Origin of the sequence: Sulfoacidibacillus thermotolerans, from assembly GCF_003144315.1 — a bacterium.
GTDB lineage: Bacteria > Bacillota > Bacilli > Alicyclobacillales > SLC66 > Sulfoacidibacillus > Sulfoacidibacillus thermotolerans.
This window is the reverse complement of sequence record NZ_MPDK01000016.1, coordinates 1-26,561: the sequence shown is the minus strand read 5'-3', so window position 1 is coordinate 26,561 and position 26,561 is coordinate 1. Positions and strand designations below refer to the sequence as shown.

The following is a 26,561-nucleotide window of genomic DNA, read 5'->3' as shown; positions in this document are numbered from 1 at the left end:
CGTTCATGATTCACAAAAACGAGCCCTTTTCACTTACACTAGATGTGGCACAAGTGAGTGAATGGCAACGACATCTGCGTGACGCAATGTTGGGATCATCTGAACAATCGATTGCTGATGTGTAAAATACAAAATCTGTGTCTTCTCTGCAAATTCCGCTAGTAATTCGAGTGTTGCCGCTGTTCGCTCATCATCAAAATGAACGAGTATATCATCCATGATCAATGGCATGGGCTGTACGTGAGTAAGATGTTTCCATACAAAGGCTAGGCGCAGGGCAAGAAACAGTTGGTCTCTCGTTCCATCGCTCATCTGGCCTATCTTGCGCCGAGCACCATCTTTTGCAATAGCAAGAAGATAAGGGATCTCCTGCTCGTATTCCACTTGTAACTCTGCATATTTTCCTAACGTCAAACGGCTAAAAAATTCACTGGCTCGCTGGAGTATCCCCGATTCATTTTGCTCTCTAAATTGACCCATCGCATGCTGTAAGAAACGCCTCGCAAGTTCCGCACGCAGATACTCATTCCAATAGCGATCTACCTCAGTCAAATAAAACTCTGCTGTTTGCGCATGCAGTGCCGCATCTGAACGAGTCCCGTCCATCTGCGCAAAATCCCGTCGCTTCTTGCCAAGTAACTCTGCTTTTAACTGAATCTCATCATCCTGTCGCGCGATCTCTGACTCAAGTGTATCAATCCGCGGTTGAATAAGGTCATAGGCTGGTGCAAGTACCATTTCTTCCTCGAGTGCTTCTTTTGTCATACCGTCTCCACTCACGTAAAGCTGTTGAAGTAGCGCCTCTTGTTTAGCAGAAAGTTCCTGACTTTCTCTCCATTTATCAATTAGAGAAAGTAGTTCTCCCAAATTTTTGCACGCATATTTCCCCAGTTCTCTTGCGAGTTGCTCTTTTTGTGTCTGAAGATCTTGCTTAGCACTGGCAATAACGGATTCTAAATGCTGCAAACGCCGATAGATCTCTTCACTGCGCGCTGCTTGATTGCGCGCTTCTTTCAAACGTTCACCCATCAATCGAACCCATGATCCCCAATGAATGTCGTCTGGTACTTCTTCTTGAATGCCTTTTGCAACGTAACTTGCTGTTCGCTCAAAATCTGCGCATATCTCTTCAATTCGTGTAAGATCCTCTTGCTTCTTTTTCAACTCACTGCTCAATGAAAAAAAGTTCCCTAATCGCTCAAGCAGTGCGGAAGATCGAGATACTTGCATGGGTAAAAAGGGATAATGCACACGCAGTTGCTCATATTCACTTTCTCCTTGCTTTTGCTTTTGCAACCATATGACTTGCTGTTGCTGCACCTTCGAATGATTTTTTGCAAGTTTCAATTGTTGTTCACTTAGTTGATCCCATTTGTGATTTTGCCCTTGCGCTGTCTCCACGATCTGTCGTGCAATAGCCATTGCTTCTTTACGAGAAAGAAGTTTTCCTTCTAAACTGTCGTCCATCGCTGATATGGCCTTTCGCAAATGATTCTGATCAGTTTGTAATTGTTGCTCAATCGCCAACTGATCGGCTTGCAAAGACTGAATCATGCGCAGTTCTTTTAGCCATTCATTGTAATGATCTGAGATCCACTCTTTCATCTCGCGTGGGGATTTTGGTTTAATGCCCGATGCTTCCCACTCTTTTTCCCACTGTACTTTTAGATCTTCCAAGCCTTCTTCCAGTACCCTCCGATTTTTTTGCAAATCATCCAGTAACTGCTCTTGTTTGACTTTTTGCGACACCAGTTCTGCTCGACTCGCCACGCGCTTCACTTCACGCCACAAGACATCGACTGTCTCATCCGCTCGCATCATCGCCGCTTCAAAGGCCTGAGCTAAAGATGTAGTGCCAGCAAAATCCGCAATGGCCATCACGTCTTCAAATGATTCTAGCCACACCTTTTTTATCAATCTCCAACCTTGATTTCGCCGTTCACGCACTGCGTATAGTTCCGATTCATCTGGTATATGCCCTGCTAAATCAAACGCAGTAAGTTCTGCGTTGAGATCTGCTAACCGCTTTTGAACAGCGAGTTCATCACGCACCCGTTGCTCAATTTCCTGTTCCATTCGATCCCATTTGACAAGATACACTTCTCTCGTTTCATTTAAAGGCAGGGAGAGATCGTGCAGTCTCTCCATACCGCCTTGCCAAATCTGCTGCTGACGCAGTTTCTTGGTAAGAGACTGTATACTCTTCTCAATTTGACCTTGCATTTCATGAAGATGTTCTTCTAGTTCCCCATGCCCAAGCACTTCCTCTAAAATTGTACGCAAGATAGAGATGTCTCGTTTCCCTCCTAATTGTGACATCTCAAGTTGGATTTCTTGGTGTTCACTCTCAATCTCTTGCAAGTCCTCTAAACACCGCTGCAACTTATGATCTATTTCCTGCCAATCATCTGCCAACTGTTTGATGCGTTCACGATCGACTACGGCGATGCGCCACGTAACAACTTCTTCTAGCCCGTGATCCGGTGCAAGTTCCTGTGCAAGTTGTGCTCGAACACTCTGCATTTGTTTGATTGTAGAATGTAGGTTTGGCACTTCTCGCAATGCTTCAGCATAACGAGAAAGCTCTGCCTGTAACCCTTCAATGGCATCCTCCCATTGTAGCAAGGCCCTGTTAACATGCACACTCTTATACTCATCTCGTTCCTGCTCAAGACGCAAGTGATAGGATTGTAACTGTTTTGTACTCTCTTCAATCACATGCACAATACCTTCAATGCGATGATCCGCTTCTTTCGCAAATTCTGTCACAGTGCCAAGCGCTTGTACCGCCTTTTGGGTTTCCCGTAAATTGAGCAGCACGCCGCGTACGCGTAATACACGCTGCAATCTTGCTACCTGCGCACGTTTCTCCTCCACACCTGTACGCATTAAGCGAATTTCCTGTTCGAGTCGCAAAATTTCGCGATTCATTTCCTGCCAATGGTCCGCACGCAATGAAGTTTTTCGCACTGCTTCTTTCTGTTCCTTATAATTCTGCCAGGCCTGATTTAACTTTTTCTTAGAATTTTTACGCCACGAGGGATCGAAAAGTTCCTTTGTTTGTTCACCTAATTGCTGAAGGATCGACTGAAGTGAAGTAAGTCCACTCGCTGCTTCAAACAGCGAGATTTCTGCCTGCCCATCCGCACGCAACAAACTTTCTCCACCTTGGCGCAAACGCTCATGATTAAATCCAAAAAACAGTTGAAATCGCTCGCGATCCATTTGCCCTAACCACTGATCTAATACTCTTTGCACCTGAGCTGCCGAATGCCTATCCGTATCGAATAAGCGCAACTGCTTGCGATAGATCTTACGAAGAATCACAAGTTCAGTTTGTCCTTCACCGCACAGTACACCCCGTAACGCCGTTTCTCTACCTCCATAGGATGCTTTAAAATCTTCTTCTACTTCACCCCCAAAAAGCAAATCAAGCAACACTTTTAACAGAGTGCTCTTCCCTGCTTCATTGGGACCATAAATGACATGCAAAGATTGTTTGCCTCGTTTAAAATCTAGGTGAAAGGGGGCGAAATGTAGTAAGGCAGGAACCTCTAAACGTTCAATCTTCACTCTCCTGATCCTCCTTGCAACAGTGCGGTGAGCATCTGCCTTGTTTCTTCACGAAGTACCTGTAAGTCTTCGTGTGAGTCCAATAAACCATGATCGGATAATTTCGTATATTCACCCATCCGCCCCAAAAACTTCTTCATGTCGCTCAGAAAGTCTTGTATTAATTGCTCATCTTGCGCAGCTGCTGAAATCGCCTCTGTTAACGTCGGCAACAGATCCTGTGCCTCTTTTAACACGTTTAAAGCGATTGCAGACTCCGTTTGAAACTGCACCTTCTCGATCCATAGGCGCGCTCCAGCTAAAAGATAAGATGCTGACAAAACCTCATGCTGATAACGTTCACGCTCTCGCAAAAAGAGCTCATGCAAGAGAGTTTGTCCGACAATGATGACCCGTAAAATCAGTGGATACCCTGCGTTTCGTGCAATCACTTGCAAGAATTCTTGATTCAACATCAAAGCAAACATTTCTTCAGATTCTATCCCTGATAGATCAAGAGTAATGACCTCAAAACGCAGCACATCCAAACTGCAATGCCGCAATTCTACATGAGACCCATCGACAGTAACTAGCGTACAACCTTTATCTCCCGTTTCGCGAATGTGTCTCCCTTGAATATTTCCTGGATAAACAATAAAAGGATTTTCATAAAGTATCTGGCGTTTATGGATGTGTCCAAGCGCCCAGTAATCATATCCCTTTTGAACGAGATCTTCTAAGCGACAAGGCGCATACGGTTCATGGCCCGGCTGTCCTTGCAGCGATGTATGTAAGATTCCAATATTAAAGTATCCTAGAACTGGGCTGGGGTACTCAGTTACCAGATCGCTGAACACTTCACGCGTTGCAAATCCTTGGCCATGGATCGCTACACCAAGATCATTAAGCAAAATTGTCTCTGGAGATGTTTCAGAGAAACGATATACATTTTTAGGAAGATTCAGTTGATGTGTCATATGACTCGCAGCATCGTGGTTGCCGCGGATTAAATACACTGTAATACCATGCTCCCCTAACTGCGCCATGCAACGATTAAAATAAAGACCTGTCTCATAATCCTCCCAGTCGCCATCATATACATCGCCCGCAATCACAACAAATGCAACATGTTCAGCTATACTAAGATCAACCAAATTCTGCAAGGCTCTGCGCGTCGCTAAGCGAATATCTGCTTCTGGGAGGTCATCACGCGCAGATAAACCTCGCAGTGGACTATCTAAGTGAAGATCCGCACAATGAATAAATGTAAACACAGATGACAACCCCCTGCCGCAAATCATGAAAAGATTCTCCTGTTGTACAAATCTCTAAATCTAGTATGACATGGGATAGATGACAATACCACTCCAGAAGCAAAATTCGCGTTACAATACGCTCACTTTCTCCAACGCCTACAAAAAAACCTTCGTCTCTCCATACACACAGACGAAGGTTTTTATCCTCTTTTGATCACACATCACAACTTTGCCACAACAGATTACAACTTGTCTGCATACTTTGTGCGCAATATTTGTGCAGCCTCTGAGCAAGCTTGCAACTTCTTGACAGCCGTTTCTGGCGTATTCATCGGACGTTGCGCAAATGTGCCAAATCCACAGTCTGGATTCAAAAATATACGCTCTGCCGGCAAGTACGTAAGTGCTGATTCTACTTTCTCTACAATCTCTGAGGCAGCCTCTACCTCCGATAAGCGCGGATTGACAACACCGAGACCCACTTCTGTCTGCTTCAATGCTTGTAGTGCATCCAATTCACCAGCACGCGGCGTCGCATATTCTAATACCAATTGATCAACTTGTAATTCTGATAAATACGGCATCAGCGGTTCATATGGCCCACGCAACAAGACATCTTCATGTGTACTCCAATTGCCACGACAAACATGAACGCCAAGCCGTGTGCCCTGTCCACGCATCCCAGCCATTACATCGTTAATCAAGTCCGTTGCGAAACGCAGTTCTTCATCTGCATCTGCCTTTGCAGTGAGTGCTCCGCACATAAATGTGCGATTCGCATTTTTCTGCGTGAAGACAAGTTCCGTTAACACGGGTTCATCAAATTGGACAAAATCTACTCCTGCCTCTATTAATTCTTGCAATTCCTCGCGTAAAATTTTCACTACGTCTTGGGCCAGTTCTTCTTTTGTCGGATAAGTTCCCTGGGATAACCCCTCTACCCACATGGAACGCGTAAGTAGGTATGGCCCTGGTAACGCCACTTTAATCGCACGATCTGTATGTTGCTTTAAAAAAAGATACTCGTTCAATGCAAGCGGCTTTACCCGACGAATACGCCCCACTGCAGCAGGATTAGAAAGTGAGTAAGCCGGAACATCAAGCGTCCCTAAAATCTCTTCAAATCCCGCTTTATCTTCCACATAATCAAGCAATTCAGCAACTGTCAACATTTTCACATGATCCAATTTATCCGCGACAAATGAAATAAAGTTATCACGTCGTTGTTCACCGTCAGTTACGAGATCAACACCTGCCGCTTCTTGTAAACGCACACTATCTATGATCGCACGAGCTGTGATACGCTCAAATTCTTGATCATTCATGCGTGCAGACCGCTTATCTCGCAAAGCTCGTAACACTTCACGCGAACGAGGCCAACTTCCCACGACAGTTACCGGAAATAGCGGTAAATTGCGTTCCATTTCTTTACTCCTTCCCTTTTTGTTCCCTAATTAAGACAAAACATTTTTAAAATGTAATTTCTAAACGCACATTGAGGCGACAGGTGCGTTGCAAAGTTTGATACATAGGAGATCGAGCTACAGTTTGTACAAAGAGATTACGTACCTCCTGCTCCTCTGCACTTGAGGCGACATAGAGAACCCCTGTAATTTCTTCAATCGCTGGACTCCCCTGTTCTTCGAGTCCTATCGCATAGAGTACATTGCCTAAAGATGCCCGCAGCGTGCATTCGATTTCATCAAGCAACACCTGCGAGCGAGAAGCGGTGGCTTTTAATCCGACAACAAGATCCGAACCTAGCGCTGCCAAGAGAAAATCAACCCCAGAAGGAGCATCTACCGTCGCTCCAAAATCTGTTGGCTGTCCCACCAAGAAACTGTGATTGCGTGCGTACGCTTGAGCGAGCAGTCCTTCTTTCCCGCGAATTCGAACCGACCATTTATAACCCCGCGCTGCCTCAAGTTCTGATTGAAGTTCTGCAATTTCTGCTTTTTTCCGAATAAAAAACGCACGATCTGCTGTTCTCGTCTGTACTCCTAAAAAATCGTGTCCAACCATCCGACACCATGCAGGTAAATCAACTACCACTGAGGGTTCTCGACTATGTACTTCTAAGACACCACCACTTGGAATCGGCTCCATCGCTTTTTTGATAATAAGCAAGAGCCCTGATCCGCAGTCAAGATCTCCTCCATCACACACTCCATCAGAAGTCCATTGCTCTCCCATGGACATCCTCCTTTTTGAGACCCTTTAATAACTGATACAAGCTGCTCCTGACGCCAAAAACTCCACAAGTGCAGCTCCCCCAACAATCGTTGCACCAGAAATGAGCTGTTCTTCCCCTAAGCCACGTTTTTTTACACACGGACTACATACCCAGATCGTTCCACCTGCCTCACGAAAGCTATGAATCAAATCGAGTATGGGTGCAAACCCTTCTTCATGAATGTCATCTGCGTATCCTTTTTGGGCGAGATATACTCCTTCTGTACTGAGAAATACCACTGTTTCCTGTCCAGAAGCCACAGCCGCATTCGCCACTACAAAACCTAGCGTCGCCTTGTCAGTATCATTTTTGGCCGTTGTAATACTTACGACTAATTTCGCCATTTACTGATCCTCCTTGAATTCAAAAATCTGTATAGTTTCCAGCAAATCTACACTCTAGTATACGTTCAAACTCGTCAAATACAAACTTATTTTTATAGGTATATATTCTTTTTTGTAATTATTCATTTATAACATGAGTAGCCACCTATTTTTTATAAAATAGTCGCTTGATCGTAAGAATCACGAACGGGCCGATTGGCTTCGCAACAAGTTATGATGGCTATCGGGGAAGGCCCACTAGCAAGCATCTAGGGCAAATGGCAAAGGAGACCATGCGCCCTATTTGCCTCTGTTCGAATCAAGATAAGATAAATCTTGAAACAGCGCTTCGAGACGTAGCAATTCCGCTTGTGCCAAATGCAAGGAACTATTTTCTCCCGCATCACAAGTGGTCGTAAAGAGTAACAAGCGAATAGCTAAGAGTGAATTTCGAACATCATTTACCAATGTTGAAGGAACTAAATTTAAGGTCTCCATTTTAACCCATCTCCTCAATGATCGCCTTGTATCCCTTTTACGCAAATCAGCACATGAACTGCGTAGTAAAGGGAATTCGATGATTGTAAACTGCGTAGTTCCATTATGGATCAACCGCAACCTTTTCATGAGGTTAAAAAGAACTTATTTTATAGTCCTTCTGGACTTCTTTCACCACATTCTCAATCCAGCGCGAGCAGCACTGTAAAATCTGGACCTACAATGCGATTTCGGCCACCACGCTTACCTTCGTATAACCGGTGATCAGCTAGCCGATAAGCATCTTGATAAGAACCCGCCTCTCTAGGAATTTCTACATATCCACCCGTAAGTCCAAGTCCATAACTACCAAATGGACTATTTTCCATCCATTCCCTTACTTTTGCGGAGAAATGGAAATTTTCATCCACCTCGTGCAAAACCAAAACCCACTCATCACCACCAATTCGCGCAATCCAGTCTTTTTTTGTGATGCGTTTTCGAAAATGCCGGGCCACTTCTTGTAATGCGATATCTCCCGCTTGATGTCCGCGGGTATCATTTAATTCTTTAAAATGATCTAAATCAAACAAAACAAATGCAGCAGGTGAGGGATGCGACAAAGCATAATACATCTCCATATGTGCCTCAAGCGCTCTGCGATTCCATACCCCTGTGAGTGGATCTTCGTTTGTTTTTCGCTGTAAAATCTCTCTTTGCTCCACAACTTCAACTGCAAGATGATAAAAATTCATCAGTGACAAAAAAGCGGCTGATTCTTCTTCATCAATTGGATCATGGAAAAGATAAAGTACATCCCTATGATTCCTCCCACGTATCCAATCATGACGAAGTACATGGTAAACTGTCCCGTTGTAATCAAATGTAAGAGATTTTAGATTCTGTGTGCTATCAATGGGAACTAACGCAGCTTGTTTCATTTTTTCCTTCATTTCTGAAGGAATTTGAAAACTACCAAACCATTCAAATTCTTGCAGATGAAGATCAGTAATCTTCAGAAATCCGCCACCTTGAACTTGAAAAAATTGTAAGAATAAATCACGAAATTGACTCCATAAATCCTCGGAACGTGATTCAAATAACACATAGCGTGAAATCTCTAAAATCCAATGGAAAACCTCGTGATCATGTCGTAAACGCTGTAATTCCTTGCGATAATTCTTGGGGAAAGCAAGTGAAATCACCCCTTGATATTCACCGCGCGCTGAAAAAAGGGGGAAAGCGAGTCCATGATAGGTTTTCTGTTGTTCTCGCCACTCTCTGATCACCCATGTATGCTGCAAAGTCGCCTGATTGACGAGATCTCCGATGATCTGACTGCGCTTTTCATTGGGGGGTGAAGACCAACTTTGCGTTCCACGTGCATCTACATGGAGCAAGACCATGTCTTCGGGCACATCTTCAACCATCGCTAAGAGCCTGTTTTGCATAGGATTCTCACTCTCACCTCTCCATACTGCTCCGCACAGAACGCGCTTTTCCTGCCCTAAAATAGTTCACAATCGCGCTACACCTTCGTATGATCTTCGTGTTGTCAAACGCCAACTCGCCTTAGATGAGTAACTCGATCCAAGGCGTTAGCTTCTTCATGCGGAGGAGGTGACCAAGCCGAACTAGCGCTAACAATGAAAGGAAAAAGGCACATCCACAGCCATTCGATACCTAAATTGCTCGATATTATTTTACACCAATTTTGCTTTACAAGTAGGACAACCTGTGCAATAATGCGAATGCCTTACGGCGAATCATCTTGCAGACGCGTGTAAGATCGATCAACCGAATAAGCGAAAGCGCGGACGAACTGACTTTTTCGCCTGAAGAAACCGCTGATTGACAACCGTCCAGTCCAGATTCCGGAAGAAAGCATCGATATATTCTCCACGTGACGTCCCATAGTCGATATAATAAGCGTGCTCAAACACGTCCATCGGCAGAATAGGAATTGATTGGATCACATGTCCGTTGTGTTGATCATCTGTGATATAGATAAAAAGTTCATCCTGCTCTGGATCAAATGCAAGTACTGCCCATCCGCGACCCGATAACCCAGACCCACGAAACTCTGCAAGAAAACGATCGTAGGATCCATATTGACTATGAATCCTTTTTATGACATCCCCTTCAGCTTTCCCTTTCCCCCCTAACTCTGCAAAATACAGTTCATGCAATTTAGCGCCATCCAAAGCGTAACTTTCTCCGCGCTTGAGCGCACGAATTTCACTATACGTCGCATTGCCTTTTACAAGATCAATCTGATCGAGTTTCGCGCGTGTTTCGTTAGCTTTATTGACATACCCTTCATAGAGTTTATAGTGTTCCTTCATCGTACGCGCCGAAATCCCATCTAACTTCAGTAGACGCTCAGGCAAAGGTTGTAGCTTAATCTCCTTATACACACAAATTCCCCCTAGAAAATCAGACACACTTGCAGTATTTTATGCGATCGCCTACGGTTCGTGTTGACAGATGCCTAGGTTGCCTCTCACTTATTAGATGTTAAAAATTATATATAGATAAAATTTTACCTATTCACGCAACCTATACGTTGCGTTTACCCTCTTCACAGGCTGTCACCGTGGAACTCACGACTCATTTCATGGGATTTTTCGCCTTGTTGAAAATGACGACTTCCTCCTGCAAGAGGGTGCTCAATAGCTTTTCGGGATCATACCATCGATGCCTGCCTTGTGTAAATTCATCTATCTAGTTCTTATCTTGTGGGTCAAGAAACGCTACGCTCATCACTCCCTGAATCAGAGGGACTTAGAGACGATTCTTTAGAAGATTGTTGAGTGCGCCCTAAATGCGGACTGGTTTCTTCATGTAGTCCACCATATCTTGTCCATAAAAGTCGAACAATCAGAATAAAACAAAATGCCCCTACCTCAATTGCTAAATTTGAATCGTTGCTTGAAAGCAGAATCTTCCGTGCAAGAACTGTTAAAACGACATCCATCAAGCGATTCGGCGATAGCTGCGAATAAGATCGAGGATTTCATAGACGAGTAATAATGAAAAAATATCTTCCGTCATTCCACGATAATTTGTTGAAAATAATTCAGGATGGAAAAGGAACTCTCCCCACTTCGTCGCAAAACCTATGATGCCCATAATCAGAGTAAACAAAATGAGCGCCACAATGGTCCAACGAATAAATAAAAGCATCTGACGTCCAAACGAAAAAATATGGCGATCCAATTTTGCTCCTCCTCATTTTATCCAGCTTGAGTATACCATAAAGCTTTCAGTGAACATCTGACTTCACGAAATGCTCACAACGTTTCCTGATAAAGTTATTTTAATTTTTACTCTTCATAAATCATCTTTACTGTCATCCCGCCATCGATAACTAAATTTACTCCAGTTATGAAACTTGCTTTCTCATCAGCTAGAAAAAGGCACGCTTGCGCAATATCTTCTGGCTTCCCTACCCGTCCAGCTGGATGCTGTAAACGATCTCGCGTAGAATGAACAGGAATTTGTTTATCAACCCTTTTCTTCCAATCAGATACTTCAATCCACCCGGGGCTAATTGCATTTACTCGTACTTGCGGCCCAAGGCTGATTGCTAATGAGTGAGTGAGTGCAAGCAGTCCCCCTTTTGACGCTGCATAGGGCTCTGTATCTGCCTCAGACATTAACGCACGCGTAGAAGCAATATTAATGATAACCCCATTGCCAGCTTTCATGATTGCTTGTCCACAGTATTTTGCCATCATATAAGGACCACGCAGATTGATCGAAATCACTCTGTCCCACTCTGAAACATCCCGCTCGAATATCGATTTTCTATCAAAAACTCCGGCATTGTTCACGAGTACATGGATAGCCCCGTACGTACGTATCACTTGTTGGGCAACATTCTGTACATCTGATTCACGAGAAACATCCGCATGAATAAATGATGCACCACTACCAAGACGTTGAAGACGTGCGAGATGCTCTCGACCCGCCTCTTCATCAATATCGACGATGACAACAGAAGCCCCAGCATTTACAAAAGCTGTACTTACAGCCATTCCGATCCCTTGAGCGCCACCTGTCACGATAACAACCTTCCCGTCGAAACTCAAGAAAAACCTCCCCTTTGCCTCTTCATGAAACAACACACATGATCCACCGCGCGTGTAATTATGCGCTACAATAATGACTAGGTCAAATAACAATCCTAGAGAAGGGATACTTCAAGAAGTACATGAAGTGGAAATGATGCCCAAGCCGCACACCGTCACGGGTTTCCGCTAACGCAGCATAAATTAGCCAACTAGTTTACGTATGAGAAGGGGGATTGGTATGAGTAACGTCTTGGTTTTTGGAGGTACCGGGTTTCTCGGCAAAGCATTAGTACAAGAATTAGCGTCAAAACACCGCGTTTTTGTAGTTAGCCGCAAGCCTTCGGAGCATCAGGCGGAGCTTCCTAACATAGAAATGATTTCCCTGCATGATTTTATTTCATATCCAAACAAACTTCCTACATGTCATATTTACATCAATTTGGCTGGTGCGTCTATATCTAAACGTTGGTCAGTAGCGTATAAACGCAAGATTTTAGAGAGCCGTTTAGAAATGGTAGATTTTTTAACTCAATATCTTGTTGCTCGATCGCAACATGAGGGAGTCCTATTGCAAGCATCCGCAATTGGGTTTTATGGAACTAGCTTGAATGATACTTTTGAAGAGTCGAGCTCTCCAAAAAATGTTGGATTTTTGCATGAAGTGGTAAGTAAGTGGGAGGAGAAATCATCCCAGATTGAGCAACTTGGACTTCGGGTAATTCGAGCACGATTGGGCGTTGTTTTTGGAAATGACGGGGGTGTGTTTCCGACGCTTGTTCACCCATACCGATACTATTTGGGAGGCCCATTAGGAACAGGAGATCAATGGGTTTCGTGGATACACATAAAAGATACTTTGCGTATGTTCAGTTGGGCAATAGATCACCCAACTATTCAAGGGATTATAAATGTAACTGCGCCATATCCGGTACATATGAATGATCTTGCAAGAGAGATTGCTACTTGTCTTCAAAGACCGAGTTGGGTCAAAATTCCTCCGTTTTTACTGCATGCGTTATTAGGTGAACGGGCCAACTTAGTGCTGGAAGGTCAAAGAGTTATACCGGATAAGGCGATAAAAAACGGATTTAGTTTTCTATATCCAACCGTTCAATCAGCAGTGTGTGATCTTTTGAAACGTACATTTTGATGAATCGGTGGTCTTGTTCGACGTCCCGATCACTCAAAAGGGGCTGTCCCAAAGTCATGAGAATGACTAAGAGATGGCCCCGAGGTAAGAAATGTACGCGTTTGGAAACCAAATCCCGTGAGATTTCGTCTACACTGCATGGTTAAGAGGAGGGTATTCCGTGAAAAAGATGTTTGTTTTTTTCGCAAGCCTACTAGGTATAGCGACGTTTCTTACAGGATGCGGTGCTGAAAATGCAAACAATGTTATAAGTACAATGAAACAACACGTCTCTCATAAGGTAACTTTTTACCAGCTTCCTTTGAAAATTGTGTCCATTCAAATGCTGAATTCTCATATGGGTTGGGCACTCGCTGATCAAACACCCGATCAATGGGACATCCTCTACACTCATAATGGCGGTTCCAATTGGATAGAAAAAAACGTCCCCTCATCTCTCATGCCTCTGTCAGAGATCGGAAATAGCGCAGGAGAATATACACCACTTGATCGTGGAACACGGCCAACTCACGGCTATTCTTTCCTAGTTGAGAAAAACACTGCATGGCTTGGAACGATTCAAAATTCAACAATGGAGATTACGCACTTTACCATTAACAGAAAAAATGCAATTTCTTTTTCAGACTCAACGTTGCAATTACCCAAAAAGAATGGCTTTCAAAATCTATACCTTTCTGTAACAAAGACCCACCTGTTTGTACTCGTATCCGCACCCCTTCTTTCTGGATCTTATAAGGCCCTTTATACATCTAGCATCATAAATCCTAGTAAATGGGAAATGATATCTTCCACAATGTATCCGTCCTTCAAATTGCCAATGTCGTGTTTTGTAAACGGAATTTCCTTCATAAATAATAAAGAGGGTTTCTTGGCAATGACCAATACAGGACAATGGCCCTCAACTAAAATCCCATTGTTGGTTACCCGTGATTTCGGAAATAAATGGATCGATGCGATATCTGGAAACAATTCTCCTACATCAGCCATTCATTACTATGTGAATTCTGGAGTTCCAGTCTTTTGGGGTAGAAACAGAAGACAAGGTACAATGTTTATTGAAATGGTAGGTTCTTCTAATCAAGTATCCATTGGACAGAGCGATGATGATGGAGAACATTGGACGTTTGGTTCACCACGCGTATTAGATATTGCAACCTCATTACAGGCTGTTCCTTACGATCAAGTGAATTCACAAACTCTTTTTATTGAAGGATCACAGTCTAATGTGCTCTATCGAACGACAAATAGTGGGAAATCCTGGTCAACTTTGCACGCAAATATTCATTTTCACAATGCTCCATTAAACTTTATCAATTCCAATATAGGGTGGGTTGCGATAAAAGGAGTTCTTTATCAAACTAACGATGGGGGACGATTTTGGACTTCTAAAATGATAAACCGAGGATAGAGCAGTATCATTTTCGTTGAGTCAGTAAACTCGTAGTTCTGGACAGAGGTCCAGTCCACCACAGCCGATTTAGATTTGCACGAATCAGTGCGGGTCAATCGTGAGATGGCCGACAGGCTCGAAAAAATCGGTTCGTCCTCAACTCGTTCCTAAGCACGCTGATTAGTTAACCCTGTAAGATATTTACTAAACAAAAAATCCCTTGTAGCACAAGGGATTCAGAGTCTTTACTTTGGAGCGGGTGATGGGAATCGAACCCACGCTATCAGCTTGGAAGGCTGAAGTTCTACCATTGAACTACACCCGCATGAGAAATCATGCATTTGAATCATCACAAGTAGATATGGCGTGCCCGGAGAGATTCGAACTCCCGACCTTTTGATTCGTAGTCAAACGCTCTATCCAGCTGAGCTACGGGCACTCGTTTTGGGGACACGAGTAGAATATCATCCTGCGGAATCTAAGTCAAGCCATCACGCCCACTTTTTTTAAAATGAATTTGCGAGAAAGAGGTGTTCCTCTTAATGTAATGTAAGATCACACAAATTTGAAATCAAACGCATCATATGCTCTTTATCAATGATTTTTCTCTTGAAATTCATCAGAATTGTCAGGTACACTTACACATAAGGGGATTTATTCTCCGCTTACTCTGTATAAATCCTACATGTATCGTGTACATATGAACTGAATAAGGGAGAATGAAGATGTGGACTAAGAAACTGCCAATGATATCAGCTACACCCCGTGCAACCGCTTCTCCCCTGACTGATGATTCAAAAGAAAATTTAAAAATGCTCGTATACGAATCCCAAGCAACAACTGATAGACTTTCAGCCGTTGTAAGGGAAGTTGAAAGTAGCGCGAATGTCCTGCAGTCGATCGCCGATCAGTCTATTTCGATTGAAAAAAACGTAAATCAGGACGGTCAAGCGGCAATTCAATCACTCGCGGAAACGACGGATGCCGCTTCAGAGATCGCATTCGCAGCCCATTCAATTGCACAAGCTATGAATGAATTGCACAACAAAACAAATGCAACACAGGTCATCACTCAGGGAATCATCGCTTTACTTGCAAAGACTGAAGCAATGATGCAAGAAATTGATGAAGTAGCAAACGCAATCCAGGATAAAACACATCAGTTCGCGCAAGAGGCAAGTCGTGTGCAGGAAATTCACGAAATCATCCAAAGTGTTGTGAAACAAAAGAATCTACTCGCTTTAAATGCATCGATTGAAGCTGCGCGAGCAGGTACCGAGGGCAAAGGGTTTGCTGTAGTAGCCGCGGAAATTCGCACGTTAGCCGAAAAGAGCCGTACTGCAGTCGAACATTCGAATGAAATTCTGATAAATATAGGAAATGGAATGACTTCCATTGTTCAAGCTGCTGAACTCGGCCAATCCACTGCAAAAAAAGGCAAAACAAACATCGCACAAATGGTAAACGAAGTCAGCCATATGGCCACTCATTTCAATGAATTGAGAATACAGGTGGAAACAGCAACCCGTGCGAGTCAAGCCCAGTCGATCGCAACCGAAAAAGTAGAGACTCGCGTAACCCATGTCACACATCTAATGCAAGACACGCTCGGTCAGATGAACCTGTTGCTCGATAAAATGCAGGAGCAACGCAAACAAATTGATCTCTTAACTCGCTCAACCGACCATTTGCGCAAAACTTCACAACTCATCCATACTGCCTTCGCTGAATTTTCTACAACCTTCGGTGTTGATGACCCTTTGCAGGCGAGAGTAAATAAAAAAGTAATTGAACAGGTCCAGGATCTCTTATCTCAAGAAGCAAGGCAACCAGAAATGATAGAATTAAACGCACATACACATGAAAAGCGGCTGCAAGACCTAAAAGCCCGAATGCCCATCTTTGAAGCAATCTGGTCTAATTTTTCGGATGGTCGATTCATCTTTTCCGATCCACCTGCTGGTCTCCTCAACGCGAGTGAAAGACCCTGGTGGATTGCCGCAATGAATGGTCAAAAGTATTTGTCTGAAATCTATATTTCTGCGATTTCAAGGCGCCCCTGTCTAACAATTTCAGTCCCGATCAAAAATCAGGAGGGCGTCGTTATTGGATGCCTTGGTGCTGATCTGTCACTTGATACACTTAGCCATTGACTGAATACTCGCGGGGACTTCATACACCCCCGCGATTCCTATTTTATAGCGACAGAATATACCTGCCATGGCCCTTACACAGTCCACCGAAAACGTCAAAACACGTTTACAAGATCAGCAAATGTGATCACTCCGGGCGTAGAAAGATCTATTGAATGCTTGACAAACTGTGCTTGTTCGCCGTCTTTATCTCCTAAGCAACTTACGATGAAATCAGCTTGGCTCAAATCTTCATGCCGCGTAAAATCATTATACGTAGCTAACACGTAACAACCTGCTGCTTTTGCAGCTCTCACCCCAATATTTGAGTCTTCAATGACAAGGCATTCTGTAGGTTTAATATTGAGATGTTTGAGTGCCCTCTGATAAATCTCGGGGTGCGGTTTTTTCTCAGCCACCATATCTCCAGCCAAAACAAGTTCAAATTTTATCCCAGCAAGCACTTGTTTAGCGATGGTATTTGCCACTTTTACGTGTGAAGTGGTACATATGCCGATAGGGATATGTGCGCTATTAAGTTCTTCCATAAAGCGTCGAATCCCCGGGCGAAGCGGCATCGAGGATACCATTTGTAAAAAGATCTCCGTTTTTCGTTCGTGTAACTCTTTTGTGAATTTCGTCAAATCAGATGGAATATCCCCACTATAGTAATGCTCAAAATAGTGCCGAATTCGTTCCTTGCCACCCCCCGTTTGAAGCAGTTCGTGATACAATTGTACATCCCAGGAGATATCGTATCCAAACTCCTGAAATGCTTTTTCAAAAGCAATTCTATGCCCATCGCGTTCCGTGTCAATCATCACTCCGTCTTGATCGAACAAGACAGCCTTAATCATCTTTGCTTCCATCCCTTCAAACTTACTTAAAACCACACAGAGATGGCTTTTGCTATGAATGCCTGCTTCGTCGAGGTTGCCTCTAAATAAGCAGATCTTATCACTTGTTGCGGCGATTATCCAAGTTACAAAATAGCAAAAAGATTTGACAACCTATTCTCCCTTCTATACCATAAGGGGTATATGTGCAACTTGTTATAAGTAGGGGTGTTAAGCGATGGATGTTCTGATTATTGGCGGAGGCGTTGCTGGGCTGAGCTGTGCCCTATACACAAGGAAAGCAGGTATGAAAACGCTAGTCCTAGATCAGCAAAAATCACAGATAAGTCAAGTGAAAGCAGTATTTAATTACCCTGGGGTAGCGCAGCCAATCTCAGGAGACCAGTGGCTTTCAGAGGCACGCCAACAAGTAACGCAATTAGGCGGAGAAATCGTAACTGCTACGGTGACAGGGTTTACAACCAAGGATAGACCCTACACTGTACAAACAGAAGACGGGCAGTCCTATACTGCGCCTTATCTTGTGCTTGCCGTCAACTTAGGCTATGAACTTCTAACAAAACACGATTTCACACTCTCAGTCAACGAACATGTCCCAAGCAAAAAAATTCGCTATGTGAATGAAACGTCTTTCGACGGAAAGACTCCCTACGAAGGGATCTATGTCGCAGGTCTGTTAGCCAATGTACCCAGTCAATCTGTGATTGCAGCAGGACAGGGAGCTTTTGTAGGTGTGCAAATCGCGAGCGACTTTTTGCAAAAACCATTTATGTGGCATGACTAATCGCAGCGCTTGTCATCAAGGCTTACAAACCTGGGAAAACCCATTGGTTTGTAAGCCTTTTTCTCTGTTCGACAGAAAAACGGTATGCGGTCACTAGACCGTTGCAATTAACATATATTGATCTTCATTGGGAGTCCATTCTTCGATATGTAAAAGACCAATTTCCTCCATTTGCTCGCGCAAATGTGCTTTCCCCAATCTCTCTGATACAGGCGGACCATATGCAGTAGGCTTCTTCTCCCACTCAATAATTCCAATTCTCCCTCCTTTTTTTGTAATTCGCTTCAGTTCAGTTAACGCAGCAGGTAAATTTTCTACCTCGTGTAAGACAAATGCGCATAGCGAACAATCAACTGCGGCAGTCTCTAGGGGTACTTCGTGTGCATGTCCTAACACGGCCTTGACATTCGTCAGTCCAGCATCACCTGCCCGTTCTTTTAGTGCAATCAGCATTTCCGGTTGAATATCGATACCATACACTGTTTTACTTGTGCGTTTTGCGGCAGGTAAAGCAAAATATCCCGGCCCAACCCCTACATCCGCAAGTGTAGTCTGCTCTGTATGTCCAATGCGATCAAGAATTCTCTCTGGCGGTAACATCTTTTGCCGATCTGCCGAAAGTAACCGATCTAAATGGGCAGGATTAAATCTGTGACCCATGTGACCCCTCCTATACAATCCTCTGTTCAAAATGATACAAACAAATCTCGAGCATCTTACTTGATGTTCTATCTCGCTCTTTCATTATACGCTGTTCACGTATAAAGAGGTAAAATAGCGAAAAAAATCCCCCATGGTAATTGGGAGACGATCAGTCTACGACTTATTTTCTCACTGTTATCGACTGCGCATGAGCGCCTCAATCGCCTGACGAATCACGTCATCTGCAGGTGTCCCTTCATCAACTTCCCTGCGAATACACCGTTCCATATTCGCCCCAACAATATACATCAGCACCCGATCTACCGCAGAACGAACGGCTGTAAGTTGCGTGATCACATCTTGACAACCGCGTTCATTCTCCATCATACCAAGTACACCGCGTACCTGTCCCTCAATGCGACGCAAACGATTTTTGACTTCTGCAGGATACTCCATCTGTTCATTAAAACGTTGCATCTCATCTGCCATTCGTTTCGTCCCACCTCTCCGCACCGTGGTACAACATTATTTTTTTACTGGACCCCGCCAAGCAGTAATGCCTCCAGCAACATTGATAATATTTTCATATCCCGCTCCCTTTAGAATGCGCGCCGCTTGCACACTGCGGTGACCACTGCGACACATGAGATAAATTTCGCTCCCCTTGGGAATTTCGTTTAACCGGCGCGAGAGTTGACTGAGTGGAATATTTTTCATCCCAGGGACATGACCACTCTTATACTCACCCGGTTCTCGCACATCAAGGAACGTTTTGCCTTCTTTACTTTTTAGTGCTTCTTCTAACTGACTCGTTGAAATCGAGCGAACACCGACACCTGCCTTACGCTTTGTAAACGTATAGACAACGAGAAAGACCGCGATGATCAGAAGAATAAGCGTTGTTGTATTCATATTCCATCCCCATTCATATGTTCATATAAGCCAAGGGCCTCGCCCTAAAAACAAGACAAGGCCACTTTTTCTATATCCAAAACAACATTTGAGATCGCTCAATTATGCGCCCCAAGCGGAAAGCCCACCCGTCAGAGAGCGAACATTCGTATAGCCGCGCTGACGCAAGATATCGCACGCCTGCGAACTGCGATTGCCGGAACGGCACACGAGAATCACTTCTTCATGCGGACTGATTTCATGTAAGCGATGAGGAAGTTCACCGAGTGGGATCAATACCGATCCTTCGACATGACCCTCACGATATTCGGAAATCTCACGCACGTCAACGACTTTCATCCGATCGCGCGCAAAGAGTTTGCTCTTAAATTCAGGAAGGGTAATCGTCATGCATCCCGCCATCACATAGCGACTCCTTTCATTGTCCAATCGTCTGCAGTATTTTCTCCATAAACATGTTCTCAGGCACAGCGCCTTCCATGCTGCCTGTTTCGTTGATGATCGTCTTAGGAACCCCATAGACATCAAATCGATCCGAGAGTTCTGGGAACTCAGAGGCTTCTACCATGTCGCCTACCACCTGATCACTCACAAATGCTGCCATATGGGCAAGCCGCACCGCGGCTGGGCAATAAGGTCAGGTAGGGGTCACAAAAACTTGTAGATGGACCTTTTGTTTGAGATTTTTCAATGTCTCGATTGTTTTTGCTGTCAAGGAGGTTTTTCCTGTAGAAACCATCATGATGTCTTCAATCAACGTTGAGAATTCATATCCTGAGGGAATTCCGTAGAATCGAATTCCATAGTCCTTCTCTTCGCCATCAAGCAAAACAATGGCTGGAATTTTATTGATTCCGTATTTTTTCACGGCAATTTCATCTGTATGATAATTATATACTTCGACTTCAAGCAGTGGTGATAACTCCGCAAGTTCAGTGACGAGTTGTTTCGTCTGTGGGCAATACGGGCAATCTAAAGCTGCCTCAAAAAACACCATGCGCACTTTGCCAGTCAACGCAGCAAAGTGCGATTTAATTGCCTCTTGGTCCTTTTTTCCGATCAGCACGCGCAACCCCCCATTTTACTCCTTCGCCTAGGCGAAAATGCCACGCGCAGGCAAAACTAGGCTTCGTCGCGCGTGGACCTATTTATTTCGCCAAGGAGGCAAATACTCCTACAAGCTTACTCCACATCTCCATCCCAACCAGACATACCGCCCATGAGATTGTAGATGTTTTTATAACCCATACTGTGCAAGAAATTGCAAGCCGATGAACTGCGACCGCCGCTCAAGCATACGATGACCGCTTCCTCGTTTTTGTCAATTTCATGATGACGATGTTGCAATTGACCCAAAGGAATCGACTTCGCTCCAGGAATGTGACCTGAATTATACTCGTACGGCTCGCGCACATCAATAATTTGCAAGTTTTTATTGGCTTTCATACGCTCTTTTACGTCAATTGACATCCATTGTGGTACTGCCATAATCAAAATCCCTCCTGAAATCTCCTCTAATATCCCACGTTGTGACCGAATGCTTATCACACACCATTCGGTTTACAGTTTGATTATATACCCTGCAGGGTATATAATCAAGTCAGGACTCAGGATTTTGCCGGATCCATTCATCATACATATTCACAAACAGATCAAGCCCGCGTTTGCGCGCCAAGATATCTTCGCGCCAGCGCTCTAATTCTTGCCGCCCTTCTGAAGTTAGCATATAGATGCGACGTGGTGGACCACCGTCTGGCGTATCCCAAGCAGAGTGCAGCAACCCATGTTCTTCCATGTCGCGCAACACGCGATAAACCCCGCCGCTGTCTATGGTCCAATCCGGCAACAACTCGCCGAGTTCTGTCATCAGTGCGCCGCCATGTGCAGGTCGTTTCGCGATTAATAGTAGCAAAAATGCGGGCAAATGCTTGCCTGTTTGACGTTTTTGTCTTGAATCTGCGGATAGGCTGCCCGTAAAACTCACTCTCCTTTTATCATGGCCACTTCTCGTAGTCCTTTATCCCTACGCAAGCGCGGATAAAAGACAAACATCATCGCCAAAAGTGCGACGCAAACTGCGATCCAAAACGCAAAATCGAAACCTGTCACAAACACATGGCTTGGCAGCACTCCCATCTCCGCACTCTTGACGCGCGTCCCGCTAAAAAGCTGCATTCCAAGTGAAAGTGCAAGCGCAGCGAAAGTGACACCAAGCGACCGACCGAAATTGCGTTCAGACGCGATTAATCCGCCGACAATACCTGTCATTTCCTTGTCAGCTCGGTTGAAGATTTCTGCGTTGTTCGGTGAGCTAAACATACCAGCCGCTATGCCTTGCAAAGTCAGTGCACCAATGGCAGACAAGAGTGATGCGTGCGTCCCTAGTGAGGCAAACCAAATATCAGCCGCCACAAACAATCCTATTCCCAAAGCAGCAGGACCAACTGTCCCATAGCGATCGCTTAAATAACCGCCGATTGGCGAAATCACCAACATGGCGATACTCTGTGGCGTCATCAAAAGTCCAATCTCCCAGACTGGTAAATGCAAGACTTCTTGTAAATATAGCGGCATCAAAAAAGCCGGAAACAACATCAAGATCCAGTATAACAGACCGGCCCCCATTGCTGCTGAAAAGAGTGGGCGTTTAAACACCGACAATTCGACAAGCGGTTCTGGATGGCGCGATTCTACGCGGATGAATGCATACAGCAAGAGCGCTGTTACAATCGTCAATGCTCCATCTTTATAGGATACGGCAGCATGAGACAGATCTGCAAACAGCGTGAGAAAGCTCACGACAAAAGCGGCAAAAAGCACACCGCCTAGCAGATCAAAACTGCGTTGTAACGGCTTTCCCGGGAATTCTGGCACATAGCGTAAAATCCCCGCAACACCAAGAATTCCAATGGGAACATTCACATAAAAGATACTAGGCCACCCAAACCAGGAGATGAGCAGCCCGCCTAAGATAGGACCCATTAACGTTCCTGCCGCAACCACGCTACCGATCGTGCCAAGTGCCCGTCCACGCATCTCTACAGGGAACATTAATGTGACAATTGACATGACGTTTGCCTGCATAATGGCTCCCCCTACGCCTTGCAATCCACGAGCTGCCACGAGATCAGGAAAATTGGGGGATAGTCCGCAAAACAATGAACTCAAAGAAAAAATCATAAGACCAATGACGAAAATTCGCCTGCGTCCGAATACATCAGCAAGTTTCGCAACGATTGGCAAAATCGCAGTGATCACCAACAAATACATCGTCACAACCCATTGTAAGGAAGCCACGCTCAAATGAAATTGATGCGATAACGTCGGCAGCGCGACATTAACGATACTGCTGTCGACGTTTACCATAAACGTTGCAGTTGTTACAAAGGAAAAAGCAAGCCACAACTGTCGTCGTGTCATCATAAATCCCCCCTGAATACAGAATAACACAGCATACTGATATAGTCATCTATATATCAGAAAGTCTGCAGGTTGTTTGCGAGATTGTATACTTAAACGCAATCGTGTATAACTATTCTAAAGTGGTTCTCTGACGAGCCTATCTAAACAAAGCCTATCCCCCTTGTGCAGTACCCGTCAATACGCGTACGATGTGAAATGCTTCAACCTTGTCAGCTGCGACAAGATTTGCAACAAAGGCATACGATGTAGGCAAGTGCTTAAGAACGAGATCAAAGAAGCAGTGCAAGATCAGAAAGGAGCTTTTCGATGGAGCTTTATGGAACAAGTAGAATTTTAGAAAATGGGGAACTTGCGATTGGTGAAATTCCCGTCTCAAAACTTGCAAAGACATATGGTACACCTCTTTACGTTTATGACGAGTTGTTTATTCGCGAACAAATGCGCGCTTATCAGCGCCCATTTCAGCATGCGCATTTACCCTACCGTATCGCATACGCTTGCAAAGCATTTTGCACCATTGGCATTTGCCAAATTGCAAAATCTGAAGGCATGTGGCTCGACGTGGTTTCTGAGGGTGAATTATATACTGCACTGCAAGCAGGATTTAATCCAAATCACATTTGTATGAATGGAAATAATAAGAGTGAGCGAGAATTGCGTTATGCCGTACATGCAGGCGTCGGGCTCATCATTGTCGATAACTTCTATGAAATTGAGTTACTCGCTGCGATCTTGCGCGAACAACGGCGCTCACTTGACATTCTTTTGCGCGTTGCACCAGGCGTTGAGGCTCACACGCACGAATTTATCTCAACCGGACAGCAAGATTCGAAATTTGGTTTTGACTTAAAAAGCGGACAAATTGAGATGGCCGTTCGTCGCGTAAAAGAACATGAAGAATTGCATCTCGTCGGCCTACACTCACATATCGGGTCACAAATCTTCGACGTCGAAGGATTTCGTTTGGCTGCTCATCGCCTTGCCGAACAATACGCATTTCTGACAAGCAATTATCAGTTGGAACTGAGTGTCTTAAACCTTGGTGGAGGTCTAGGTGTTCGTTATACAGAAGAAGATACGCCTACGCCCATCGAACGACTTACAGCAGAATTGATCCATGTGACACAAGATGCATTTTCATCTTTTGGGATTCCCTTTCCCCTGCTGATGCTAGAACCAGGTCGCAGTATTGTGGCACAAGCTGGAACGACACTCTATGAAGTCGGGAGTCGCAAAGAAATTCCAAGCGTCCGTACGTATGTAGCAGTCGATGGCGGCATGACGGATAACCCTCGATTAGCTCTCTATGGAGCAAAATATGAAGCTGCCATTGCGACACGCATGCACGAAAAACCAACTGAAAAAGTATCAATCGCAGGTAAATGTTGTGAAAGCGGAGATATGCTTGTTTGGGATGCGCAGTTACCCGAAGCAAAAGCAGGAGATCTTCTCGCAATTTCTTGCACGGGGGCATACAATTATTCAATGGCAAGCAATTATAATCGCATCCCTCGACCAGCGGCTGTACTTGTTAAAGAAGGCTTTGCACGTTTACTTGTAGCACGTGAAAGCGTAGAGGACATGTGCCGATTAGACTGCATTTTGGATGAATAACTCCGCTTTACATAGCGACACAAAAACCGCAATCATCCATCGCTGGACTTGCGGCCTTTGTGTCGCTTGTGTGTAAAAGAAGGTTTTCCTTCTCACGCTTAGCAGTTTACAGTAACTACCTTGCCGAAGCTGCAGACGACAAATGCCCGCTCGCCACCTGGTGTATTTTCAATGACTTAGGTGTACCAACGCCATAATGATAAACCATTGTCCCGCCGAGCGATCCGGTGATACTCACCATGATCACAGCTAGCAACAGCAAAAACGTCGCAAGCAGTGAGGAGCGTCCTCTCCCTGTACGAAACAGCGACCAAGCTTGTTCACGCCCCTTTGCTTCGCGCATCGGATACTTGCTAAACACTCGTACAACCCACGCAGCCAGTGCAAAAACACCTGTTAAAACGGCATCCCGTTGATGAGCAGACAACAATTGCTCAGTCGCTGGTGTGAATTTCACATACTGTTCTGCGAGGATGCCAGCTAATGCCGTGGCAACAAGTGCAAATAGCGAGAGTGTAAGAATCCAAAAACTCGCGCGATCAAAAAATCGATCGCGCCGATTTTTTGTCCCGTAGCGCACAATTTCAACAAACAATGCTAGATATAACAATACGATTGGGAAGTGAACGATCATCGGATGAATCGTGTGGGGAAAAAGACGCGTCCCAATCGCAATCCATGCCGTTAAAATTCCGTTCCACACCCCTTGTAAAAATGCCACTTCGACCAGTCCATCCTTTCAAATGGAGATTCTTTGACCTCGCTACCATAATACAATAGAAGGCCTGAAATCAACCTGGAGATCGTCCATCATTCCGTGGCAAATTGACAATCTGCTTTTTCTTAGTCCATCGACAGGCCGCCATTAACCGGCACATAGACACCTGTAATAAACTGTGTGTCATCGCTAACATACATCGCAATTGCGTGTGCGATATCTTCTGGCGTCGCCACATGGCCAAGCGGCGTCACCTCAGCTGTGTGTTTTAGGTATTCCTCTGGTTGAAAACGTGTAGCGTCAGTTTGTACAAGTCCAGGCGAAATGACGTTAGCCGTAATTCCCATGGGCCCATACTCTTGCGCAACAAAGCGCGCAAACTGAACGAGTGCCGCCTTTGCTGTTCCATGTGCCGCCATACGTGGCCCTGGACGTCGTGCAAGCCCACTTGCGATATACACGATGCGTCCGTAATGCTGACGCACCATCACTCGTGTTACACTTTGCGTCAAATAAAAGGCAGACTTCATCTCATCGTTTAACTTTTGTGCAAATTCATCCCATGTCATATCTGCAATCGGTTTCATAGCAAACGACATATTGGCGTTGTTGACGAGAAGATCAATTGTTCCCCATTTCTTAACAGCGACGCCAACCATCTGTTCGACCTGCCCTACATCGCGTACGTCCGCTTGCACAGCCAGTGCTTCTCCGCCTTTTTGAACAATCTCAGCAACTACTTGTTCTGCACTGGCCTGATTTCCGACGTAATTCACCACAACGCGCGCTCCGCGCTCGGCAAGTAATTTGCTTGTCGCAGCTCCGATTCCACGTCCGCCACCAGTGACTAAAGCGACTTTTCCCATTAAACTACTCATCAATCCGCCCCCTTCTTGATGTACAAAAAATACACTGCGTTCGATCGCCGTCCGTCACGAGCTGATCATAGCAGATCGAGTAGGAGGGGGCGGCTAGCCCCCGACCTCTCACACCACCGTACATGCGGGTCCGCATACGGCGGT

The 26,561-nt window shown here is 44.7% G+C and carries 26 protein-coding genes, 2 tRNA genes and 1 pseudogene; 5 read left to right on the top strand and 24 right to left on the bottom strand.

Annotation, left to right across the window (positions count from 1 at the left end):
- Nucleotides 1-33 precede the first annotated feature (33 nt).
- The 10 genes from BM613_RS09675 to BM613_RS09625 form a co-directional block, all read right to left on the bottom strand.
- On the bottom strand, nt 34-3,573 hold the full coding sequence (locus BM613_RS09675) for an AAA family ATPase (RefSeq protein ID WP_181363029.1): 3,540 nt from the start codon (nt 3,571-3,573) through the stop codon (nt 34-36).
- Entirely contained in the window at nt 3,570-4,826 is a 1,257-nt protein-coding gene (locus BM613_RS09670) for a metallophosphoesterase family protein (protein WP_109430974.1), read from the bottom strand. Before BM613_RS09670 ends, BM613_RS09675 begins: the two co-directional genes overlap by 4 nt.
- 224 nt (nt 4,827-5,050) lie before the next feature.
- Nucleotides 5,051-6,232 carry a cobalamin-independent methionine synthase II family protein gene (locus BM613_RS09665; protein WP_109430973.1) on the bottom strand — a complete coding sequence of 394 codons (1,182 nt, stop codon included), beginning with the start codon at nt 6,230-6,232 and terminating at the stop codon, nt 5,051-5,053.
- A gap of 46 nt (nt 6,233-6,278) precedes the next feature.
- Nucleotides 6,279-7,001 (bottom strand): sulfurtransferase TusA family protein, encoded by a 723-nt coding sequence (locus BM613_RS09660; RefSeq protein WP_109430972.1) that lies wholly within the window; start codon nt 6,999-7,001, stop codon nt 6,279-6,281.
- Between the two features lie 24 nt (nt 7,002-7,025).
- Nucleotides 7,026-7,385, bottom strand: coding sequence for a DsrE family protein (locus BM613_RS09655; protein WP_109430971.1), 360 nt, complete (start codon nt 7,383-7,385; stop codon nt 7,026-7,028).
- Between the two features lie 279 nt (nt 7,386-7,664).
- A complete protein-coding gene (locus tag BM613_RS09650) occupies nt 7,665-7,862 on the bottom strand; it encodes a hypothetical protein (RefSeq protein WP_109430970.1) in 198 nt (65 codons plus the stop codon).
- 182 nt (nt 7,863-8,044) lie between these two features.
- Nucleotides 8,045-9,292 (bottom strand): GGDEF domain-containing protein, encoded by a 1,248-nt coding sequence (locus tag BM613_RS09645; RefSeq protein ID WP_109430969.1) that lies wholly within the window; start codon nt 9,290-9,292, stop codon nt 8,045-8,047.
- Between the two features lie 342 nt (nt 9,293-9,634).
- Complete coding sequence (locus BM613_RS09640) at nt 9,635-10,258, bottom strand: superoxide dismutase (protein ID WP_219930670.1); 624 nt, start codon at nt 10,256-10,258, stop codon at nt 9,635-9,637.
- Nucleotides 10,259-10,817: 559 nt separating this feature from the next.
- On the bottom strand, nt 10,818-11,060 hold the full coding sequence (locus BM613_RS09630; RefSeq protein WP_109430967.1) for a hypothetical protein: 243 nt from the start codon (nt 11,058-11,060) through the stop codon (nt 10,818-10,820).
- Nucleotides 11,061-11,167: 107 nt separating this feature from the next.
- Nucleotides 11,168-11,935: a glucose 1-dehydrogenase gene (locus BM613_RS09625; RefSeq protein WP_109431004.1), complete on the bottom strand. Its 768-nt coding sequence runs from the start codon at nt 11,933-11,935 to the stop codon at nt 11,168-11,170.
- A 232-nt stretch (nt 11,936-12,167) separates the two neighbouring features.
- Here BM613_RS09625 and BM613_RS09620 point away from each other — a divergent pair, with 232 nt between their 5' ends.
- Entirely contained in the window at nt 12,168-13,067 is a 900-nt protein-coding gene (locus BM613_RS09620; protein WP_181363028.1) for a TIGR01777 family oxidoreductase, read from the top strand.
- Between the two features lie 160 nt (nt 13,068-13,227).
- Nucleotides 13,228-14,475 (top strand): WD40/YVTN/BNR-like repeat-containing protein, encoded by a 1,248-nt coding sequence (locus tag BM613_RS09615; protein ID WP_109430965.1) that lies wholly within the window; start codon nt 13,228-13,230, stop codon nt 14,473-14,475.
- 233 nt (nt 14,476-14,708) lie between these two features.
- Here the strand turns inward: BM613_RS09615 and BM613_RS09610 are convergent.
- A tRNA-Gly gene (locus BM613_RS09610) sits at nt 14,709-14,782 on the bottom strand.
- A 37-nt stretch (nt 14,783-14,819) separates the two neighbouring features.
- Nucleotides 14,820-14,896: transfer RNA gene (locus BM613_RS09605), tRNA-Arg, on the bottom strand.
- Nucleotides 14,897-15,182: 286 nt separating this feature from the next.
- Here BM613_RS09605 and BM613_RS09600 point away from each other — a divergent pair.
- Complete coding sequence (locus tag BM613_RS09600; RefSeq protein WP_181363027.1) at nt 15,183-16,610, top strand: methyl-accepting chemotaxis protein; 1,428 nt, start codon at nt 15,183-15,185, stop codon at nt 16,608-16,610.
- A gap of 95 nt (nt 16,611-16,705) precedes the next feature.
- On the opposite strand, the gene BM613_RS09595 is transcribed toward BM613_RS09600, so the two are convergent.
- The gene (locus BM613_RS09595; RefSeq protein ID WP_109430963.1) at nt 16,706-17,482 is read right to left on the bottom strand and encodes an HAD-IA family hydrolase; all 777 of its coding nucleotides are present in this window, start codon (nt 17,480-17,482) and stop codon (nt 16,706-16,708) included.
- Between the two features lie 181 nt (nt 17,483-17,663).
- Between BM613_RS09595 and BM613_RS09590 the strand changes: the two genes are divergently transcribed.
- Nucleotides 17,664-18,230 (top strand): NAD(P)/FAD-dependent oxidoreductase, encoded by a 567-nt coding sequence (locus tag BM613_RS09590; protein WP_109430962.1) that lies wholly within the window; start codon nt 17,664-17,666, stop codon nt 18,228-18,230.
- Between the two features lie 93 nt (nt 18,231-18,323).
- Here the strand turns inward: BM613_RS09590 and BM613_RS09585 are convergent, their stop codons facing one another.
- The 9 genes and pseudogenes from BM613_RS09585 to BM613_RS09550 all read right to left on the bottom strand — a co-directional run bounded on the left by BM613_RS09585 (nt 18,324) and on the right by BM613_RS09550 (nt 23,204).
- The gene (locus BM613_RS09585) at nt 18,324-18,890 is read right to left on the bottom strand and encodes a class I SAM-dependent methyltransferase (protein ID WP_109430961.1); all 567 of its coding nucleotides are present in this window, start codon (nt 18,888-18,890) and stop codon (nt 18,324-18,326) included.
- Nucleotides 18,891-19,067: 177 nt separating this feature from the next.
- Nucleotides 19,068-19,328, bottom strand: a complete 261-nt coding sequence (locus BM613_RS09580; protein ID WP_109431003.1) for a metal-sensitive transcriptional regulator — start codon at nt 19,326-19,328, stop codon at nt 19,068-19,070.
- A gap of 69 nt (nt 19,329-19,397) precedes the next feature.
- A complete protein-coding gene (locus BM613_RS09575; RefSeq protein WP_109430960.1) occupies nt 19,398-19,784 on the bottom strand; it encodes a rhodanese-like domain-containing protein in 387 nt (128 codons plus the stop codon).
- 102 nt (nt 19,785-19,886) lie between these two features.
- On the bottom strand, nt 19,887-20,186 hold the full coding sequence (locus BM613_RS09570) for a rhodanese-like domain-containing protein (protein ID WP_181363026.1): 300 nt from the start codon (nt 20,184-20,186) through the stop codon (nt 19,887-19,889).
- A 16-nt stretch (nt 20,187-20,202) separates the two neighbouring features.
- A pseudogene (locus BM613_RS15925) lies at nt 20,203-20,409 on the bottom strand (thioredoxin family protein); the annotation flags it as partial.
- A gap of 12 nt (nt 20,410-20,421) precedes the next feature.
- On the bottom strand, nt 20,422-20,850 hold the full coding sequence (locus tag BM613_RS09565; protein WP_245926336.1) for a thioredoxin family protein: 429 nt from the start codon (nt 20,848-20,850) through the stop codon (nt 20,422-20,424).
- 116 nt (nt 20,851-20,966) lie between these two features.
- Nucleotides 20,967-21,272, bottom strand: a complete 306-nt coding sequence (locus BM613_RS09560; protein ID WP_109430958.1) for a rhodanese-like domain-containing protein — start codon at nt 21,270-21,272, stop codon at nt 20,967-20,969.
- 112 nt (nt 21,273-21,384) lie between these two features.
- Nucleotides 21,385-21,768: a PadR family transcriptional regulator gene (locus tag BM613_RS09555; RefSeq protein WP_245926335.1), complete on the bottom strand. Its 384-nt coding sequence runs from the start codon at nt 21,766-21,768 to the stop codon at nt 21,385-21,387.
- Entirely contained in the window at nt 21,765-23,204 is a 1,440-nt protein-coding gene (locus tag BM613_RS09550) for an MFS transporter (protein ID WP_181363025.1), read from the bottom strand. The genes BM613_RS09555 and BM613_RS09550 overlap by 4 nt, the downstream gene beginning before the upstream one ends.
- Nucleotides 23,205-23,513: 309 nt before the next feature.
- Here BM613_RS09550 and lysA point away from each other — a divergent pair, with 309 nt between their 5' ends.
- Nucleotides 23,514-24,821 (top strand): diaminopimelate decarboxylase, encoded by a 1,308-nt coding sequence (gene lysA / locus BM613_RS09545; protein WP_109430956.1) that lies wholly within the window; start codon nt 23,514-23,516, stop codon nt 24,819-24,821.
- Between the two features lie 115 nt (nt 24,822-24,936).
- Here the strand turns inward: lysA and BM613_RS09540 are convergent, their stop codons facing one another.
- Both BM613_RS09540 and BM613_RS09535 read right to left on the bottom strand, forming a co-directional pair.
- Nucleotides 24,937-25,542 carry a DUF2231 domain-containing protein gene (locus BM613_RS09540; RefSeq protein WP_109430955.1) on the bottom strand — a complete coding sequence of 202 codons (606 nt, stop codon included), beginning with the start codon at nt 25,540-25,542 and terminating at the stop codon, nt 24,937-24,939.
- A gap of 122 nt (nt 25,543-25,664) precedes the next feature.
- Entirely contained in the window at nt 25,665-26,417 is a 753-nt protein-coding gene (locus BM613_RS09535; RefSeq protein WP_109430954.1) for an SDR family NAD(P)-dependent oxidoreductase, read from the bottom strand.
- Between the last annotated feature and the right edge of the window lie 144 nt (nt 26,418-26,561).